The organism is Streptomyces sp. NPDC052496, from assembly GCF_040679095.1.
Classification (GTDB): Bacteria; Actinomycetota; Actinomycetes; order Streptomycetales; family Streptomycetaceae; genus Streptomyces.
Window position 1 is genome coordinate 163732 of record NZ_JBFAUH010000011.1, and the last position, 17630, is coordinate 181361.

General features: G+C 72.8%; 13 protein-coding genes. 9 read left to right on the forward strand and 4 right to left on the reverse strand.

Translation table 11 applies throughout. From position 1 onward, the window contains the following. The first annotated feature begins 447 nt into the window (after positions 1-447). Both AB0L45_RS16940 and AB0L45_RS16945 read left to right on the forward strand, forming a co-directional pair. Positions 448-3333, forward strand: coding sequence for a hypothetical protein (locus AB0L45_RS16940; protein ID WP_365840508.1), 2886 nt, complete (start codon positions 448-450; stop codon positions 3331-3333). 571 nt (positions 3334-3904) lie between these two features. After that, positions 3905-4063: a hypothetical protein gene (locus AB0L45_RS16945; protein WP_365840510.1), complete on the forward strand. Its 159-nt coding sequence runs from the start codon at positions 3905-3907 to the stop codon at positions 4061-4063. 75 nt (positions 4064-4138) lie between these two features. On the opposite strand, the gene AB0L45_RS16950 is transcribed toward AB0L45_RS16945, so the two are convergent. Further along, positions 4139-5593, reverse strand: a complete 1455-nt coding sequence (locus AB0L45_RS16950; RefSeq protein WP_365840512.1) for a glyceraldehyde-3-phosphate dehydrogenase — start codon at positions 5591-5593, stop codon at positions 4139-4141. A gap of 195 nt (positions 5594-5788) precedes the next feature. Further along, positions 5789-6889 (reverse strand): NADH:flavin oxidoreductase/NADH oxidase, encoded by a 1101-nt coding sequence (locus tag AB0L45_RS16955; protein ID WP_365840514.1) that lies wholly within the window; start codon positions 6887-6889, stop codon positions 5789-5791. Between the two features lie 469 nt (positions 6890-7358). Here AB0L45_RS16955 and AB0L45_RS16960 point away from each other — a divergent pair, with 469 nt between their 5' ends. The 6 genes from AB0L45_RS16960 to AB0L45_RS16985 all read left to right on the forward strand — a co-directional run bounded on the left by AB0L45_RS16960 (position 7359) and on the right by AB0L45_RS16985 (position 13132). Beyond that, positions 7359-7628, forward strand: coding sequence for a GlsB/YeaQ/YmgE family stress response membrane protein (locus tag AB0L45_RS16960; RefSeq protein ID WP_030019131.1), 270 nt, complete (start codon positions 7359-7361; stop codon positions 7626-7628). 191 nt (positions 7629-7819) lie between these two features. Then, complete coding sequence (locus AB0L45_RS16965; protein ID WP_365840516.1) at positions 7820-8929, forward strand: exo-alpha-sialidase; 1110 nt, start codon at positions 7820-7822, stop codon at positions 8927-8929. A gap of 101 nt (positions 8930-9030) precedes the next feature. Next, positions 9031-9708, forward strand: coding sequence for a uracil-DNA glycosylase (locus AB0L45_RS16970; RefSeq protein WP_365840518.1), 678 nt, complete (start codon positions 9031-9033; stop codon positions 9706-9708). A 22-nt stretch (positions 9709-9730) separates the two neighbouring features. Further along, positions 9731-10798 (forward strand): phospholipid scramblase-related protein, encoded by a 1068-nt coding sequence (locus AB0L45_RS16975; RefSeq protein WP_365840520.1) that lies wholly within the window; start codon positions 9731-9733, stop codon positions 10796-10798. Then, positions 10791-11801, forward strand: coding sequence for a BadF/BadG/BcrA/BcrD ATPase family protein (locus AB0L45_RS16980; protein WP_365840522.1), 1011 nt, complete (start codon positions 10791-10793; stop codon positions 11799-11801). Before AB0L45_RS16975 ends, AB0L45_RS16980 begins: the two co-directional genes overlap by 8 nt. A 461-nt stretch (positions 11802-12262) precedes the next feature. Next, a complete protein-coding gene (locus AB0L45_RS16985; protein WP_365840524.1) occupies positions 12263-13132 on the forward strand; it encodes a hypothetical protein in 870 nt (289 codons plus the stop codon). A gap of 101 nt (positions 13133-13233) precedes the next feature. Here the strand turns inward: AB0L45_RS16985 and AB0L45_RS16990 are convergent, their stop codons facing one another. After that, complete coding sequence (locus AB0L45_RS16990; protein ID WP_365840526.1) at positions 13234-14277, reverse strand: lactonase family protein; 1044 nt, start codon at positions 14275-14277, stop codon at positions 13234-13236. Between the two features lie 256 nt (positions 14278-14533). Here AB0L45_RS16990 and AB0L45_RS16995 point away from each other — a divergent pair, with 256 nt between their 5' ends. Next, complete coding sequence (locus tag AB0L45_RS16995; protein WP_365840528.1) at positions 14534-15781, forward strand: MFS transporter; 1248 nt, start codon at positions 14534-14536, stop codon at positions 15779-15781. A 99-nt stretch (positions 15782-15880) separates the two neighbouring features. Here AB0L45_RS16995 and AB0L45_RS17000 read toward each other — a convergent pair whose 3' ends face one another. Continuing rightward, positions 15881-17383 (reverse strand): FUSC family protein, encoded by a 1503-nt coding sequence (locus tag AB0L45_RS17000; RefSeq protein WP_365840530.1) that lies wholly within the window; start codon positions 17381-17383, stop codon positions 15881-15883. Positions 17384-17630: the final 247 nt, after the last annotated feature.

The following is a 17630-nucleotide window of genomic DNA, read 5'->3' on the forward strand; positions in this document are numbered from 1 at the left end:
GCGTGTCCGGTGTATCCGGCGCGTCCGGTGTCGGTGTGGTCGGTGTCGGTGCGGCCGGCGGTGCCTCGGCGGATTTTCCCACCACGTGAGCTCCTCGGGGTAGCGGCGTAGCGGAGGTCCGGGCCCGGCGGACCGGGCCCCTCGCCGTGGTGGGCGTGAACGCGGAGGGAACACCGTGACAATTCACGTAACACCCGGGAGGACCACCTCGGACCGGGCCGGGCGGCGGAGGCCGTCCGCCGTAGGGGCGGTACGTCCGCGGGGCCGTACCGCCGCTCCCGTCCCCCGGGGCACCCGGACGCCGGAATGCCCACCCGCCCCGTGACGGTCCGGCCCTGCCGTACCCGACCCGCAGGTCAGGCCCGTTACCGGCAGACGATGCAACCGCTTTCGGTTGTTTCGCCGCCCGGCGCGAAACTATCCTCGCGAGCGGGGGGTGGCGCTTCGATGCGCCGCTGGGTTGGAGCGTCGAAGATGGTGCCGGCCGGAGGACCGAAGGACTTACCCGCGCCGCTGACGAGCTTCGTCGGGCGCCGGCAGGAAGCCGCCGGGGTCTGTGCGCGACTGGAACACAACCGGCTGGTCACCCTGACCGGGGCCGGCGGAGCGGGCAAGAGCCGGCTCGCCGTCGAGGTGGCCACGAGCCTGGCCCCCCGTTACCGGGACGGGGCGCGGTTCGTGGAACTGGCGGGACTGAGCGAGCCGCTGCTGGTCGCGCACGCCGTCGCGGCCGGTCTCGACGTGCAGGAGCAGGCGGGCAGAACCCTGCCGGACGTCCTGGCGGAGCGGCTGCGCGACAAGGTGATGCTGCTGGTGCTGGACTGCTGCGAGCACCTCGTGGAGGCGGTCGCACAGCTCGTGCTGCCGCTGCTCTCCGCCTGCCGCGACGTACGCGTCATGGCGACGAGCCGGGAGCGGCTGGGTATTCCGGGCGAGGCGCTGTGGCCGGTCACGGGGCTCGCCACGCCCCCCGCGCAGGGCGGTGCGGTGGACGTCATGGAGTACGACGCGGTACGGCTGTTCGCGGACCGGGCCACGGCGGTCGAGCCGGACTTCGCGGTCACCGAGGCGAACGCGGCGGCGGTGGCCGAGATCTGCCGGAAGCTGGACGGTCTGCCGCTGGCCATCGAGCTGGCCGCGGCCCGGGCGAACGCGCTCGACGCCGCCCAGCTCAGCAGGTGGCTGGACGACCGGTTCCGGTTCCTGGCGTGGGAGGCCCGGGCCCCGCAGCGCCGCCACCGGACCCTGGACGGCGTCGTCGAGTGGAGCTACGCCCTGCTCAGCGAGCCCGAACGGGCGCTGTTCGAGCGGCTGTCGGTCTTCGCGGGCGCCTTCACCCTGGACGCCGTGGAAGCCGTGGCCGCGCAGGAGAGCGTGGGAGCGCCGGAGACCGTGGCCGGGCCGGAGGCCATGGTTTCGGAGGGAGCCGTGGCCGCCGCGGAGGCTGTGGCTGCGCGCGAGTCGGCGGCCATCGCGGAGGCCGGCGCCGTCGGGCCGGGTGAGCTGCTGCTGCGGCTGGTCGACAAGTCACTGGTGACGGTCGTCCCCCGGCGCTCCCCCGCCCGGTACCGGCTGCTGGGGACGCTGCGTGCCTACGGGCTCGCCCGGCTGCGGCAGCGGGGCGAGTCGGCCGCGCTGTCGACGCAGCACGCCGCGTACTTCCACGACCTCGCCGAGCAGGCCTGGGAGCGGTTCCGGGGCCCGCACCAGGCGGTGTGGCTGGACCGGCTCAAGGCCGAGCACGACGACCTGCGGGCCGCCCTCGACTGGCTGATGGCGTCCCGCGACATCGACGGCGCGGTACGGATGGCCGGCGCCCTCGCGTCCTTCTGGGACGTGCAGGGACGTTACGCCGAGGGGCGCGTCTGGCTCGAACGGGCCCTGGAGGCCGACCGGAGCGCCGCCGCCAAGGGCCGTGTGCGGGCGCTGAACGGGCTGGGGCTGCTCGCGGTGATCCAGGGGGACCTGGAGCGTGCCTGGCTCTCCTGCTCCGAGGCCGAGCACCTGTCACGGCGCAACGGCGATCTGCCGGGGCTGGTGTGCTCCTTGCAGTACCTCGGGTTCGGCGCGCTGCTGGTCGGCAATCCGGACGGCGCGGTGGAGACGCTGGGCGAGTCGCTGGCGGCCGCCCTGAAGACCGACGAGCCGTGGCTGATGGGCTGGTCGTACCTGTTCCTGGCCATGGTGGAGGTCACCCGGAGCGACTTCGCGCAGGCGGAGCACCACGGCAGGACCGCGTTCCGCCTGCTGTGCGAGGCCGGTGAACCCAAGAGCATCGCCTGGGCCGAGCTCACCCTCGCCACCGCTTCGTGGGGCCTGGGTGACGTACGGGACGCCCGTGCCCGTACCGGCGAGGCGCTGCGCCTGTTCCACAAGCTCGACGCCCCGTGGGGGCTGGCCGAGGTCTTCCAGATCACGGCCATGCTGGCCATGTCCGGCCGCCATTACGAGAAGGCCGCCGCGCTGTTCGGCGCGTCGGACACGGCGCGGAAGAAGTCCGGCGCCGCGCTGCTGTCGTTCCTCAAGGGCTGGCGGGCGGCCGGCATCGCCAAGACGCGTACGGAGATGGGCGACCGGCGCTTCGAGGAGGCGCGCGAGCACGGCCGGCAGTGGCCGCTGGAGACCGCCGTACTGGCCACCGCGGCGGAGCTCGGCACGGTCCCGCCGCTCCCGCCGCCCGCACCGCCCGGCGCCCGCGTTTCCTCCGCACCACCGCCCGGTGCCCGCGCGCCGTCCGCACCACCGCCGCACCGGGCCTCGCTGCGCAGGCGGGGCGATTACTGGGCCCTCGTCCACGACGGTCAGGTCGTGCACCTCAAGCACACGGTGGGCCTGGGCTATCTGGCCCGGCTGCTGGCCGCGCCCGACCGGGAGTTCCTGGCCCGCGAGCTGGCCGCGGCCGACCGCGGTACGGCCCGCGGCGCCGCGCTCGCACCGGAGGCGCCGGCGTCCGGGGGGACGGGCGACGCGGGCCCGGTCCTCGACGCACGGGCGAAGGCCGCCTACCGCAGGCGTCTGCGGGAGCTGGCCGAGGAACTGGACGAGGCCGAGCGCTTTCACGACACCGTCCGGGCCGAACAGGCCCGTGTCGAACTCGACGCCGTGACCGAGCAGCTCGCCGGTGCCGTCGGCCTCGGCGGCCGCGACCGCCGGGCCGTTTCCGACGGCGAACGGGCCCGGCTGAGCGTCACCAAGGCCCTCAAAGCGGCGGTGAAACGCATCTCCGTGCACGATCCCGTCCTCGGGCTGCACCTGGAGCGCAGCGTGCGGACGGGCGCGTACTGCTCGTACGCGCCGGATCCCGCCACCCGGATCGTCTGGGAGCGGGGCTGAGGGTGGCTGAAATCAGCCTGCCCGTCGGGAAGCGGGTTCCGCCGTGGGCTTGCTGGTGGGACAGTCGGCGCCGCGACGTGCTCCAGAGGACCGTGCGCCGTCCCGCATCCGGTACGCCACGCCGTTTCCGGACATTCTCCGAATAACGGCGTGGCGATGTTGAGATGGGTGTACTCGGTCTGGGCGCGGGGTGCTGTGGTGCGGGTTGAGGAGCTGTCATGTATTGCAGCAGGTGTGGTGCTCAGGTCATTCAGGGACCGGACGGCGGATGGTCGTGCAACTGTGGAGCGTCCGGATGACAGAAGGTGATCCAAGGCCGGGTGGCGCGGGCCCCGGAGAGGCGGCCGGGCGGTGGCCGGAGTACTTCACCACCGCCCCGTGCCCGCGCTGCCAGACGGCCAACGACGGACTGAACGGCCGCTTCGCCTGCGATGCCTGCGGCCATGCGTACAGCTTTCACGTAGCGACGTGACCGGTGGCGCACGGCTGCGGGCCGGGGCCCCTGGATGCGGGCTCGGCGGTGCCCACGGAAGCTCGTTGCAGCGCCGTGGGCGCCGGGTAGGAGATGTATGTGGAATATGTGGTGGTGTTGCTGCTCGCCTCGGTGCTCATCGGCGGGCTCGTGCTCTTCGTCATAGAGGCCGGCGTACGGCGCACCCGGTCCATGGACGCTCACGACGACCAGGAGATCAGCGAGTTGCACCGTCGGTACGGCGACGGCCGGTGGTAGCCGCCGCGGACGGCAGCGGGACGGCAGCCCGGGCCCCTTTCGGGGCAGGCTGCCGTCCCGGGCGGTTTCGCGGGATCAGCCCACCGGGGCCGGGTAGGTCGGGTACTCGACTCCGGAGACGTACTGGACGACGCGGATGACCTGGCAGGAGTAGCCGAACTCGTTGTCGTACCAGAGGTAGAGGATCGCGTTGTCGCCCTCGACCTTGGTGGCGCCGGCGTCGACGATCGAGGCGTGGCGCGAGCCGATGAAGTCGTTCGAGACCGCGTCGGGGGCGCTGGTGAAGTCGATCTGGCGCCGGAGCGGCGAGGTCAGCGACACGTCACGGAGGTGTTCGAGGACCTCGTCGCGGCTGGTCTCGCGCGCGAGCTGGAGGTTGAGGATCGCGATCGAGACGTCCGGGACCGGAACGCGGATCGAGCTGCCGGTGATCTTCGCCTGGAGGCCGGGCAGCGCCTTGGCGACGGCGGAGGCGGCACCGGTCTCGGTGATGACCATGTTGAGCGGCGCCGAGCGGCCGCGGCGGTCGGCCTTGTGGTAATTGTCCAGCAGGTTCTGGTCGTTGGTGAACGAGTGGACCGTCTCGACGTGGCCGCGCAGCACCCCGTACTCGTCGTCCATCGCCTTCAGCGGCGGGACGATGGCGTTGGTGGTGCAGGACGCGCAGGACAGGATCCGCTCGTCCGGCTTGATCGTGTCGTGGTTGACGCCGTGCACGATGTTCGGGACGTCGCCCTTGCCCGGCGCGGTCAGGACGACCTTGTCGATGCCGGGGCGCAGGTGCTTCGACAGGCCCTCGCGGTCGCGCCACTTGCCCGTGTTGTCGATGAGGATGGCGTCCTTGATGCCGTACGCCGTGTAGTCGACCTCGGTGGGGTCGTCGGCGTAGATCACCTTGATCCCGTTGCCGTTGGCGACGATGGTGCTGTTCGCCTCGTCGACCGTGATCGTGCCCTGGAACTGGCCGTGGATGGAGTCGCGCCGCAGCAGCGAGGCGCGCTTGACGAGGTCCTCGTCGGCCCGCCCCCCGCCCCCGCGGACGACGACCGCGCGCAGCCGCAGGCCGTTGCCGGAACCGGCCTTCTCGATGAGCAGACGGGCGACGAGGCGGCCGATGCGGCCGAAGCCGTAGAGGACGACGTCGCGCCCCTGGCGGCGCTCGATCTTGTCGGCACCCGTGGCGCCCGCGACGGCCTCGGCCGTGAACGCCTCCACCGTCAGACCGCGGTCGTCGGCCTTGTACGTCTCGGCGAGCCGGCCGATGTCGATCTGGGACGGACCGAGATCGAGGGCGGTGAGGGCCTTCAGGAACGGGAACGTCTCGGTGATCGAGAGCTCCTCGCCGGCTATCTGGCGCGCGAATCGGTGCGTCTTCAGGATGCTGACCACCGACTTGTTCACCAGGGAGCGGCTGTGGAGCAGGACCGTGACGTCCCGCTCCCGGTGCAGCTTCCCGATGATCGGGATCATCGACTCCGCGATCTCCTCGCGGTTCTTCCAGTTTGTGAACGAGTCCTCGTTGACAGTCACAGGTCCATCTTTCGAGCTAGGCGGTGCTCAGATGCTAACCCCACCGCTCTTTCGTTGTGCACGGGGTGCCGGGGAGCGACCCCTTCACTGGCAGGCTCATGACAACTTGACCCGTTCGGCCGCCCCTCCCGCGCACCCGGTCACCGCATCCGGACGCGCCGTGCCGGACCGTCAGGCACGGCGCGTCCTCGCAGCTCAGGAGCGGTGGTACGGGTTGGGGACGTGGATGTCGGCACCGAGTTCACGGGCCGCGTTGCGGGCGAAGTACGGGTCGCGCAGCAGCTCACGGCCGATGAGGGCGGCGTCCGCCCGGCCGTCCGCGACGATCTTCTCGGCCTGCCGTGCCTCGGTGATCAGACCGACGGCACCAACCGGCAGCCCGGTCTCCTTCTTGACCCGCTCGGCGAACGGCACCTGGTAGTCGGGGCCCACCTCGATCTTCGCGCCGGGGGCGTTGCCTCCGGTGGAGGTGTCCAGCAGGTCCACGCCGTGCGCCTTCAGGTCGGCGGCGAAGCGCACGGTGTCCTCGCCGGTCCAGCCCTCGCGCTCGTCGTCCGCGTTCTCCGAGAGCCAGTCCGTCGCCGAGATCCGGAAGAACAGCGGCAGCTCCTCGGGCCACACGGCCCGCACCGCGTCCACGACCTCCAGGGCGAACCGGGTGCGGTTCTCGTACGAGCCGCCGTACTCGTCCGTGCGCCGGTTGGTGTACGGCGAGAGGAACTCGTTGATCAGGTAGCCGTGCGCGCCGTGGATCTCCGCGACCTGGAAGCCCGCCTCCAGCGCCCGCCGCGCGGTGGCGGCGAACTGCCCGACGATCTCCTGGATCTCCTCGACGGCCAGCTCGGCCGGCTCGGTGGACGCCTCGTCGAACGCCAGCGCGCTGGGGCCCACCGGCTGCCACCCGTGGCCCTCACCCGGGGCGATCGGGGCGCCGCGGTCCACCCACGTACGCTCCGTCGAGGCCTTGCGCCCCGCGTGGGCGATCTGGATGCCCGGGACGGAGCCGTGCGCCTTGAGGAAGTCGGTGATGCGGCGGAACGCGGCGGTCTGCGTGTCGTTCCAGAGCCCCAGGTCGTACGGGCTGATGCGCCCCTCCGGGCTCACGGCCGTCGCCTCGGTCAGGATCAGCCCCGTACCGCCGGCGGCGCGCGAGGCCAGGTGCTGGAAGTGCCAGTCGTTGGGCGCGCCCTGCTCCGGACCGTCCGGCGCCGCCGAGTACATGCACATCGGAGCCATCCATATGCGGTTGGGGATGGTCAGCGACCGGAGGGTGAGGGGCTCGAACAGTGCGCTCACGACGGACTCCCGCGTTCGGTGGTGCTTCTCCTTGACGCTTCGTACGATACCCCTCGTAGTACGGGGCTTGTCAAACTACGAAGGTTCTCGTACTTGAGGGCCGTCCGGCGTACGACAACGGGGCCGGCCCCTGATGGGTCCGGCCCCGCACGTCGTTCCGCACTGCTGTGCCGCCGGCTCGCGGCGTACCCCCGTACCGCCGCGACCGGCCGTCCGGCCCGGGAACACCGTCCCGGACCGACTGGCTCACGATAGGGGCCCCGGCGCTTCCCGTACGAGCGATTTTTGACGCTCCGGGGCGCGCCGGTGGACCGGCGGCCATGGCGGCAGCGGCCCCGAGGTCCGCGGCAGAGGTCCAGTGCCGAGGCTCGCACAGCGACCCGATGCGCTTGCAGTGTTTCGATCCGCAAAAGCAGGAAACACCAGAGTCGAAGCGTTTTGATCTTATTTGTGAACGAGGTGAGCTGCCGTGGGAATCATCGCGTGGATCCTGATCGGGTTGCTGGCAGGTGCGATCGCGAAGGCGCTGATGCCGGGCAAGGACCCGGGTGGATGCCTCGTCACCATGCTGATCGGCATCGTCGGTGGTCTGCTGGGCGGCTGGCTCGGCAAGGTGATCTTCGGGGTGGAGTCGATCAACGGCTTCTTCCACCTCTCGACGTGGATCGCGGCCATCATCGGCTCGGTGATCGTCCTGGTGATCTACCGCGTGACCATCGGCCGTAACCAACGGCACTGACGCGGCAAGGCGCGAGAAGAGAAGACCGGCCCCCCGGCGACGGGGGGCCGGTCTTCTTTCTGCCGGGGGCCGGTCCTTTGCTGCCGGCCTCGCGCTCCGACCTGCGGCAACGTCGCGCTGGAGGGCCGTTGTCAGTGGTCGGGTGCAGACTGAGCGATACCTGAGACAACGGCGTCCCGGAGGTGTTCGGCATGGCATCCGGCAAGACAGCTGGCACGGCAGACGTACTGCTCGCGGTGGGCACGCGCAAAGGACTCTTCATCGGCCGGCGGCGGCACGGCGACTGGGAGCTGAGCGGGCCGCACTTCGCCGCGCAGGCGGTGTATTCGATCGGCATCGACACCCGTCGTCCGACCCCCCGGGTGCTGGCCGGTGCGGACAGCGCGCACTGGGGCCCCTCGGTCTTCCACTCCGACGACCTCGGCGAGACCTGGCGGGAGCCGCCCCGGCCGCCCGTCAAGTACCCGCCGGACACCGGGACGTCACTGGAGCGGGTGTGGCAGCTCCATCCGGCCGGGCCGGCCGCCCCCGACGTGGTGTACGCGGGGACGGAGCCCGGCGGGCTGTTCCGGTCGGCGGACGGGGGCGAGACGTTCGAACTGGTGCGCCCCCTGTGGGACCACCCGTCCCGTGCACAGTGGGTGCCCGGTGGCGGCGGCCTGGCGGTGCACACGGTGATCACGGACCCGCGGGACGCGGACGCGGTGACGGTCGCGGTGTCCGCGGCCGGTGTGTTCCGTACGAAGGACGGCGGCCGGAGCTGGGCCCCGTCGAACAGCGGCGTGAAGGCCGTGTTCCTGCCGGATCCGGACCCGGAGTTCGGGCAGTGTGTCCACAAGATCGCGCAGGACCCCGTGGACCGGGACCGGCTCTACCTGCAGAACCACTGGGGCGTGTACCGCAGCGACGACGCGGGCGCGAAGTGGACCGACATCGGCGGCGGCCTGCCGTCCGACTTCGGGTTCGCGGCAGCGGCCCACCCGCGCCGGGCTGACGTGGCGTACGTCTTCCCCATCACCGCGGACATGGACCGCGTCCCGGCGGACCACCGCTGCCGGGTGTACCGCACCCAGGACGCCGGTGCGAGCTGGGAGGCGCTCAGCGACGGCCTGCCCCGGGAGGACCATTACGGCACGGTGCTCAGGGACGCCCTGTGCGTCGACGACGCCGATCCCGCGGGGGTCTACTTCGGCAACCGTAACGGCGAGGTGTTCGCCAGCGCGGACGACGGTGACAGCTGGCAGCAACTCGCCTCCCACCTGCCGGACGTGCTGTGCGTACGGGCAGCCGCGGTGGGATGAGCGTGGGATGAGCCGGGAGGGGGTGGACGGGCGGTCGCACCGGGGAGCGGATCAGGCCATCGGTTGAAGAGGATCACCCTGCGGCCAGTAGGGTGACGGGCGTGGCTGCACGACCTCTTCATGAAATCGTCGAACCGGGCTGGGCCAAGGCACTTGAGCCGGTCGCCGGACAGATCGCCAGGATGGGCGAGTTCCTGCGGGCGGAGATCGCCGCGGGACGGACCTACCTCCCGGCGGGCAGCAAGGTGCTGCGCGCCTTCCAACAGCCCTTCGACGACGTCCGGGTGCTCATCGTCGGGCAGGACCCCTATCCGACCCCCGGCCACGCGGTGGGGCTCAGCTTCTCCGTCGCGCCGGACGTCCGCCCGCTGCCCGGAAGTCTGGAGAACATCTACCGGGAGATGGCCTCGGACCTGGGCCTGCCGCGGCCGTCCAACGGTGATCTGACGCCGTGGACGCGGCAGGGCGTCCTGCTGCTCAACAGGGCGCTGACCACCGCGCCGCGCAAGCCGGCGGCGCACCGGGGCAAGGGCTGGGAGGAGGTCACGGAGCAGGCCATCCGGGCGCTGGTCGCGCGGGGCCGGCCGATGGTGTCGGTGCTGTGGGGCCGCGACGCGCGCAACCTGCGGCCGCTCCTCGGCGATCTGCCCTCGGTGGAGTCCGCGCACCCCTCCCCCATGTCGGCCGACCGGGGCTTCTTCGGCTCGCGCCCGTTCAGCCGGACCAACGACCTGCTGGCGCGCCAGGGCGCGCAGCCGGTGGACTGGAGACTGCCCTGACCCTGCGGGATAGTGTGCCCGCATGACGAACGCGAACATCCCTGCGGGCTGGTACGCCGACCCGCAGGGCACGCCCGACCAGCTGCGCTGGTGGGACGGAACCCGGTGGACCGAGCACACGCACGCGGGCCGGCAGGCCCAGGCGCAGACACCGGCCCAGCAGCAGGCGCCGCAGCAGGCCCAGCAGCAGCAAGCACCGCAGCAGGCGCAGCAGCCGCTGTCGTACGTGAAGGCCGGGCAGCAGAGCGGCCCCCAGCAGCAGGCCGGGCAGCCGTACGGCCGGCCGGGGAACGGCCAGCAGGCCACCGGGCAGGGGTACGCGCCCCAGCAGGGCGCCGGGCAGCCGATGCCGCAGCAGTACGCCCCGCAGGCCGGGCAGCCGGTACCGGCCGGGCAGCAGGCCGGTTACGGCCAACCGGGCGGCAACCCGGGACAGGTGCAGTACCAGGTGCAGCAGCAGGCCGGTGTCGCGCCCACCGCGCAGGGCGGCGGGACGCTGTTCACCGAACCGGTCCTGGTGGTGAACCAGAAGGCCAAGCTGATCGAGGTGACGAACGAGTACAGCGTCTTCGACCAGCACGGCAACACGCTCGGCACGGTCGTCCAGGTCGGCCAGAGCACCGCGAAGAAGGTGCTGCGGATCGTCTCCAGCCTCGATCAGTACATGACCCACCGGCTGGAGATCCGGGACGCCTACGGTCAGCCGCAGCTGGTGCTGACCCGCCCCGCGAAGTTCATCAAGTCGAAGGTGCTGGTGGAGCGGCCCGACGGGCAGCCGGTCGGCGAGATCGTGCAGCAGAACGCCATCGGGAAGATCAATTTCGCGATGATGGCGGGCGGGCAGCAGATCGGCGCCATCAAGGCGGAGAACTGGCGCGCCTGGAACTTCGCCATCGTCGACCACACCGACACCGAGGTCGCCCGGATCACCAAGACCTGGGAGGGCCTGGCCAAGACGATGTTCACCACCGCGGACAACTACGTCCTGCAGATCCACCTCCAGCTCCCCGAGCCGCTGCGGACCCTGGTCGTCGCCACCGCACTCACCGTGGACACCGCCCTCAAGCAGGACGCGCGCGGGTTTGGCTGAGACCGGAGGCGGTGCGGCGGGCCCGGTGTCCGGCCATGTCCTCGGCGTGGACTCCGGCGGCTCCGGCCTGCGGATCGCGGTGGCCCGCGCGGACGAGAGGGACGCGCGGCCGCTCGCCTCGTACACCTCTCAGGAGCCGATCGGCACCGGACCGAACGGTATGGACGCCCACCAGCTGCTCAAACAGCTGGTGCCGGCGGCGCAGGACCTGATGCGGGACACCGGCGCCGGGCGGTTCGACGCCGTGTGCGTCGGCGCCGCGGGCATGGCGACGCTCGGCACGGAGCTGCGCGCCGAGCTGCCCGGGGCGCTGGCGGAGACGTTCGGCGTACGGCGGCTCGCGCTGGCCGCCGACGCCGTGACCGCGTACGCCGGGGCGCTCGGCCAGCAGCCGGGCGCCGTCGTCGCCGCCGGTACCGGCGTCATAGCGATGGGTACGGATCTCACCGCCACCGGCGGCTGGCGGCGCGCCGACGGCTGGGGGCACCTGCTGGGTGACTGCGGCAGCGGGGCCTGGATCGGCAGGGCGGGGCTGGAGGCGGCGCTGCGCGCGCACGACGGCCGGGCGGGCGGATCGGCCGTGCTGCTGTCCCGTATGGAGGCGCTGTTCGGCCCGGCGGGTGAGCTGCCCGGCATGCTGTACCCACGCGCCGACCGGACTGCCGTACTGGCGTCGTTCGCACCCGAGGTCGCCGCGAGCGCCGGGCACGACCCGGTGGCGGCGGCGATCCTGACCGGGGCGGCACGGCACCTGGCGGAGGCGGCAGCGGCCGTGTGCCCCTCGGCGGCGGGCAGCGTGGTGGCCTTCACCGGCGGTCTCCTGCGTCTCGGTGAGCCCCTGCTGACGCCGCTCCGCACCGCGTTCGACGAACTGCTGCCGCGCGCCCGCCGGGTCGAGGCGGAGGGCGATCCCCTGGGCGGGGCGCTGCGTGTCGCCGCCGCGCTGGCCAACGACCGGCTGCTGCTGCCCACGGACGAGAAGCTGCTGCGGGTCACGCGGTAGGCCGCGGTACGGCGCGGCGCGGCACCCGGCACCCGGCACCCGGCACCCGGCACCCGGCACCCGGCACCCGGCGAGAGCCTCGGTGACCGCATGGCCGTAAAGCCGTAAATTCCGTAAGTCGTCGCGGAGGTCCGACGCATCGCCCCGGCGCCCCTTCCGCGGCGCTTCGGGCGGCCGCGGAGCGAGACCCTCCGGTGCCCCGCGGCACCGGAGCGCCCGGCAGCCCGCCGCGAGGCCTCCGCAGGCTCGCACCGATGCTCGATTCGGGCTCTGACCTGCTGATACGGCGCACGGGACAATTCGGGACGGATACCTCCCGGCCGAACCCTCCCGCCGCGCGGAGCACCCTTGAGGCGTTAACATGCGACGCCATGAGTTCCCCCACTGGGCCCGCACCCGGCTCGCCCCGTTTTGACGAAGTTTCTTCGAGCCCGGGCGCCGCATCCGGCCTGCCTGTACGAATGCCGCGACCCCGGCAGTCCGGTCGGCACCGCCGACCGGAGCCCGTCGCCGCGCCCGAGGGCGCGCCCGCCCTGGTCCTCGCCGTGCCCGGCACCCCTTCCGACGCCGCGCGCGGTCTGGCGGCCGAGGTGACCAGCATCGCCCGTTCCGAGCTGCCCGGCCTCGACGCCCGGATCGGCTACGTGGACGGCGACGACACGGAGTACCCGGCGCTGGAGGCCGTGCTCGCCCAGGCCGCCCGTGAGCACAAGGCGCGTACGGGCGACGGTTCGCAGCCCGAGCAGCAGGGTCCGCCCGCGGTGGTCGTGCCGCTGCTGGCCGGGCCGGACAGCGCGCTGCTCCGCCGGATACGCCAGGCCGTCATGAACAGCGGTTCGGCCGCCGAGCTGACCGATGTCCTCGGCCCGCACCCGCTGCTCGCCGAGGCCCTGCACGTACGCCTCTCCGAAGCCGGTTTGGCCCGCGCCGACCGGGCGCGGCTGTTCACGGTCGCGACGGCCGCCGACGGCATCGTCCTGGCCACCGTCGGCGGCGAGGAGGCGGTGCAGGCCGCCGGGATCACCGGCATGCTGCTCTCCGCCCGCCTGGCCGTGCCGGTGATGGCCGCCGCGCTGGACGAGGAGGGCGCCATCGCCCGTACGGCCGACGAGCTGCGTTCCTCGGGCTCGCGGCAGCTGGCCCTGGCCCCGTACCTGATCGGTCCCGAGATCGCCGACGGCCTGGTGGGGGCGGCCGCGGCGGAAGCGGGCTGCTCCGCGGCGGAGCCGCTGGGCGCGTACGGGACGGTCGGCCGCCTGGTCCTGTCGAACTACGCGTCGGCGCTCGGCATCACGCTGCAGTCGGCGGGACAGCACGCGCCGGTGCGGTGACCCTGCCCGTGCCCACGACGGCGCCGCCGTCGCCGTCACCTTCGTGAAAGGGCCGCTCCCCGCGCCGGGAGCGGCCCTTCGGCTTTCCGGTGCCGGGCCGGTCAGACGAACACCACGCAGGAAGCGGCCGCGACCGCGAGCGAGCCGCCGGCTTCCGGCACCCCGGTCGTGGTGTCGACGGAGAACCAGGTGACGTCCCCGGAGCGTTCGTTGGCGGCGTAGAGGTGCCGCCCGTCCGGGTGCAGGGCCAGGTCGCGCGGCCAGTGCCCGCCGCACGGCACGGTGGTGACCAGGGAAAGGCTCTCCCCCGACGGGTCGAGGGCCAGGACCGAGATGCTGTCGTGGCCCCGGTTCGCCGCCCAGGCGAAGCGGCCGTCGGGCGAGACGACCAGTTCGGAGGGGTGGTTCTCGCCCGCGTCCGGAGGCAGGATCGCCGTCTCGGTCAGCGGTGCGAGGGTGCCGGTGGTGGCGTCCCAGCGGCACGGTGTGACCGTGGAGGACAGCTCGTTGACGACGTACGCATGGCTGCCGCGCGGGTGGAAGGCGAGGTGCCGGGGCCCGCTGCCGGGACGCAGGCGTACTTCCTGCCGTACGACGGGGGCCCCGCTCGCCGGGTCGAGTTCGCAGCTGCGTACGGAATCGGTGCCCAGGTCGACGCTGAGCAGCCGGCTGCCGGAGGGGTCGGGCAGCACGCCGTGCGCGTGCGGGCCCTCCTGGCGGTCCGGGTTCGGGCCGCGGCCCTCGTGCTGGAGCACGGCGGCCGGTTCCGCGAGGGTGCCGTCGGCCCGTACGCACAGCGCGCTGACGCTGCCGGAGGTGTAGTTCGCGGTGAACAGGTGCCCGGCCCAGAGGGTGAGGTGGGTGGGGGCCGCGCCCCGCACCGGTACGGGGGCGCCGAGCAGCACCGGGCCGCGCTCCGTGAGGGCGAAGGCGGCAGCCGCGCCCTCGGACGTCTCGCTCACCGCGTACAGGTGGCGTCCGTCGGGCGTGGGGGCGAGGTAACTCGGGTCGGCTACCTCGGCCGTGGCGTGCAGCGGGGTCAGGGCGCCCGTCTCCGGATCGACCGCCGCCGTGACGATGCCGGGCCCGCCGGCCGACGTGAACGATCCGATGTACGCCCGCCGTCCGCTGCCTGTCGTCCTCATCGGCGTCCCGCCTGCCCTTCGTCCGCCCTGTGTGCCGTACGGAGTCGCCGTACGGAGTCGTCGTACGCGCTGACGCTAACAGGCTGCCGGGAGCCCGCCGCCGGGCGTGGGTCGCAGAAATGCGACAGCTCCGTCGGCCGCCGCTTCCGTGTCGGAATGCCGCCAGCCCTCTTCGACGGCGGCTGCTGGACTCATGCGCACCGAATGCACTGATGCGCGCCGAGCGCAGCCCACCGAGCGACCCAGGGCGGAATACATGTCCCCATCCACCGACGCGGAATTCCCGGCGTCCACCACACCGGCGGACGTTCCCGCCACGACCGCGCCCGCCGCGGCCACCCCGTCCCGATCTCCCGCGGCGGGCCGGCTCGCCGTTCTGGCGGTCATGCTGGGTATCTTCTCGATCGTCACGACCGAGATCCTGCCGATCGGACTGCTCACGACGATCGGCGCGGAATTCGGCGTTTCCGACGGGCAGGCGGGGTTGATGCTGACCGCGCCGGGTCTGCTCGCCGCGGTGGCCGCGCCGGTCGTCACCGTGGCGAGCGCGCGGATCGACCGCCGTCTGCTGCTCTGTGCCTTCATGGCCCTGCTGACCTTGGCGAACGTGCTGGCCGCCACCGCTACGGCCTACGGGCTCGTACTCGTGTCGCGGGTGCTGGTCGGTGTCACGATCGGCGGATTCTGGTCGGTCGGGGCGGGCCTGGCGGAACGTCTGGTGAGGAAGGAGTCCGCCGCCAGGGCGACGGCGGTCATTTTCGCCGCGGTTCCGCTCGGCTCCGTGTTCGGTGTGCCCGCCGGTACGTTCCTCGGGAATCTCGCGGGCTGGCGCACGGCATTCTTCGTGATGGCCGCCCTGTCACTCGGGGTGTCGGTCGCCCTGGCGCTGGCGGCGCCGCCGCTGCCCGTCGTGCAGGTCACCGGCCCGGCCGTGCTGGCCGGAATGTTCCGGAGCGCCACCACTCGTTTCGCGTTGCTCATGACGTTTCTCGTGGTGCCGGCGCACTTCGGGGCGTACACCTATGTGACGCCGTTCCTCGAACGGGTCACGGGGGTGGGGCCGGAAACCGTCACGGTCTTCCTGCTCGTGTACGGCGCTGCCGGTATCGCCGGGAATTTCCTGGCCGGCGCACAGGTCGTACGGCATCCGCGTGCCACGTTCGGGACCGCAGCGGCTCTGCTGGCGGCCGCGACGCTGCTCCTGCCGGTGCTGGGCCGGCCGGCGGCCGGGGCGGTCGTCCTGCTGATCGTCTGGGGTGTCGCGTACGGGGCCGTGCCGGTCGCTTCGCAGACCTGGTTCGTCCGGGCCGCCCCGCACGCCCCCGAGGCGGCGTCGGTGCTCTTCACCGCCTCGTTCCAGGCGACCCTCTCCGCCGGCGCGCTGACCGGCGGCGCCGTCGTGGACCGTACGTCCCCCTCGGCCGTCCTGGTGGCCGGCGGCACCACCGCGCTGCTCGCGGTGGCGGCCGCGGTGACGGCTCATGTGAGACGGCAGTCCCGATGAGTGAGACCGGCAGCCAGGGTGGCTGCCGGTCTCGGCGAAGGAGGTCGGCGGCGGAGCGCCGAAGGGGCCGTCAGGCGTCGGCCGGCGGTGAGACCGGTGTCATGACACCGGCTCTGAGCGCGGGGAGCTGCGCAGCGGCGCGGCCAGTTCCACCAGGGCGCGCTCCAGGCCGTGGAGGTGGGCGAGCGCGGGTTCCAGGGGCGCGTGCGAGGCGGTGGCCGCGGCGGCCGCGGCCTCGCGGGCCTGCTGCGGTGTGGTGAGCGCCTCGACGGCGGCCTCCACCCGCTGGCAGGCGGCGGTCAGCCGGGCGTCGTGCGACGCCACCGGGTCGGCGGCGATGGACGCCAGTCCGCGGACCTCGCGGGCACAGTCGTCCAGCAGCGCCAGCACCTGCCGGGCCCGTTCCTTGCGGGCCCGCATCGGGGCCAGCGGGTGCACCAGCGGGGCGAGGGACAGCCGTACCCGGCGCAGCAGCACCTCCAGCTCGGCGACGAGCGGGGCCGGGTCGGCGCTCTCGGTCCCCGCGATGCGTGCCGCGGCCTCGGCGGTGCAGTGGTGCACGCAGCGCAGGGCGCGCTGGATCCAGGCGTCCGTCGTGGCGTGCGTGGTGACGGGCAGGACGAGCAGGACGGCGAGCACCGCGCTGAGCGCGCCGACGCCGGTCTCCGCCAGGCGCAGCGCGAGCAGCCCCGGGTCGAGGACGCCCAGCAGCCCGTACAGCAGGCCGACCATCAGGGTCACCGCGAGCATGTTCCAGGTGTAGGAGACCGGCGACGCGTAGAAGATCGAGAAGACGCAGACCGCGATGAGGACGGCCGTGGGCGCGACGGCACCGTGCAGCGGTACGGCGATCAGCAGGCCGGCCGGGACGCCGAGGAGCGTGCCGAGCATCCGGCGGAAGCCGCGGACCACGGTCTCGCCGCGCGAGGCGGTGTTGACGAAGATCCACCACATGGCGCCGACCGCCCAGTACCAGCGTTCGTGGGAGAGCAGCTGGCCCGCGACCAGGGCGACGGCCCCGCCGACGGTCGCCTGGAGCGCCTGGCGGGTCGTCGCGCGGGCGAGTCCCTTGCCGCCGGGCAGGACGGGGACGGCGGGCGGCGGCGTACGGCGTTCGTAGCACCACAGTCCGAAGCGGACGGCCGAGCAGGCGAGGAGCGCGAGCGCGGTGGCGGCGTACAGCTCCGGCAGCTGCTCGGGCACCGTGCGCAGGAACTGCGCCTCGAAGAAGGACATGAACGCGAAGATGCCGAGGGCGTTGCCGCGCGGGCCCCACCGGCGGGCGTAGACGCCCAGGCCGACGGTGGCCAGGAAGGCCGTGTCCCGCACCAGCGGGTGATCGTGCAGCAGCGCCGCCGCGGCGAGCACCGGGAAGCCGGCCAGCGGCAGCAGGGCGGTGGAGACCAGCTGGCCGCGGACCGTGGTGTCCGCGACGGTGAAGAGGGCGAGCAACGCGGCGACCCCGCCCACCACGGCACCGACCAGCGAGTGGCCGGCGACGGCGCACACGGCGACCGCCAGCCCGACGCCCACGACGGCCCGCGCGGCGCTGCGCAGCCGCAGCCGCCCCGGGTCCGGCGCCACGAACACCCTCTTCAACACGGTTTTTCCACCCCTTCGTGTTCAGCTGTCATACGGCCCGGTGCATCGGCGCCGCGCTTCCGCTGCGCGCCTCCGCTCTGCGGCTCCGCACCAAAAAGGCGCCGCGGAAATCCGCAGCGCCATCGACTCGCCTATGACAACATCAACACTGCTGTTGGCTCAACAGAGCAGCGGAGCACTGAGCCATTGGTACAGCACAGCCGCTGAGTACTGAGCCAGCAGGTGGCCATTGGCGCGGAGAGCCGCC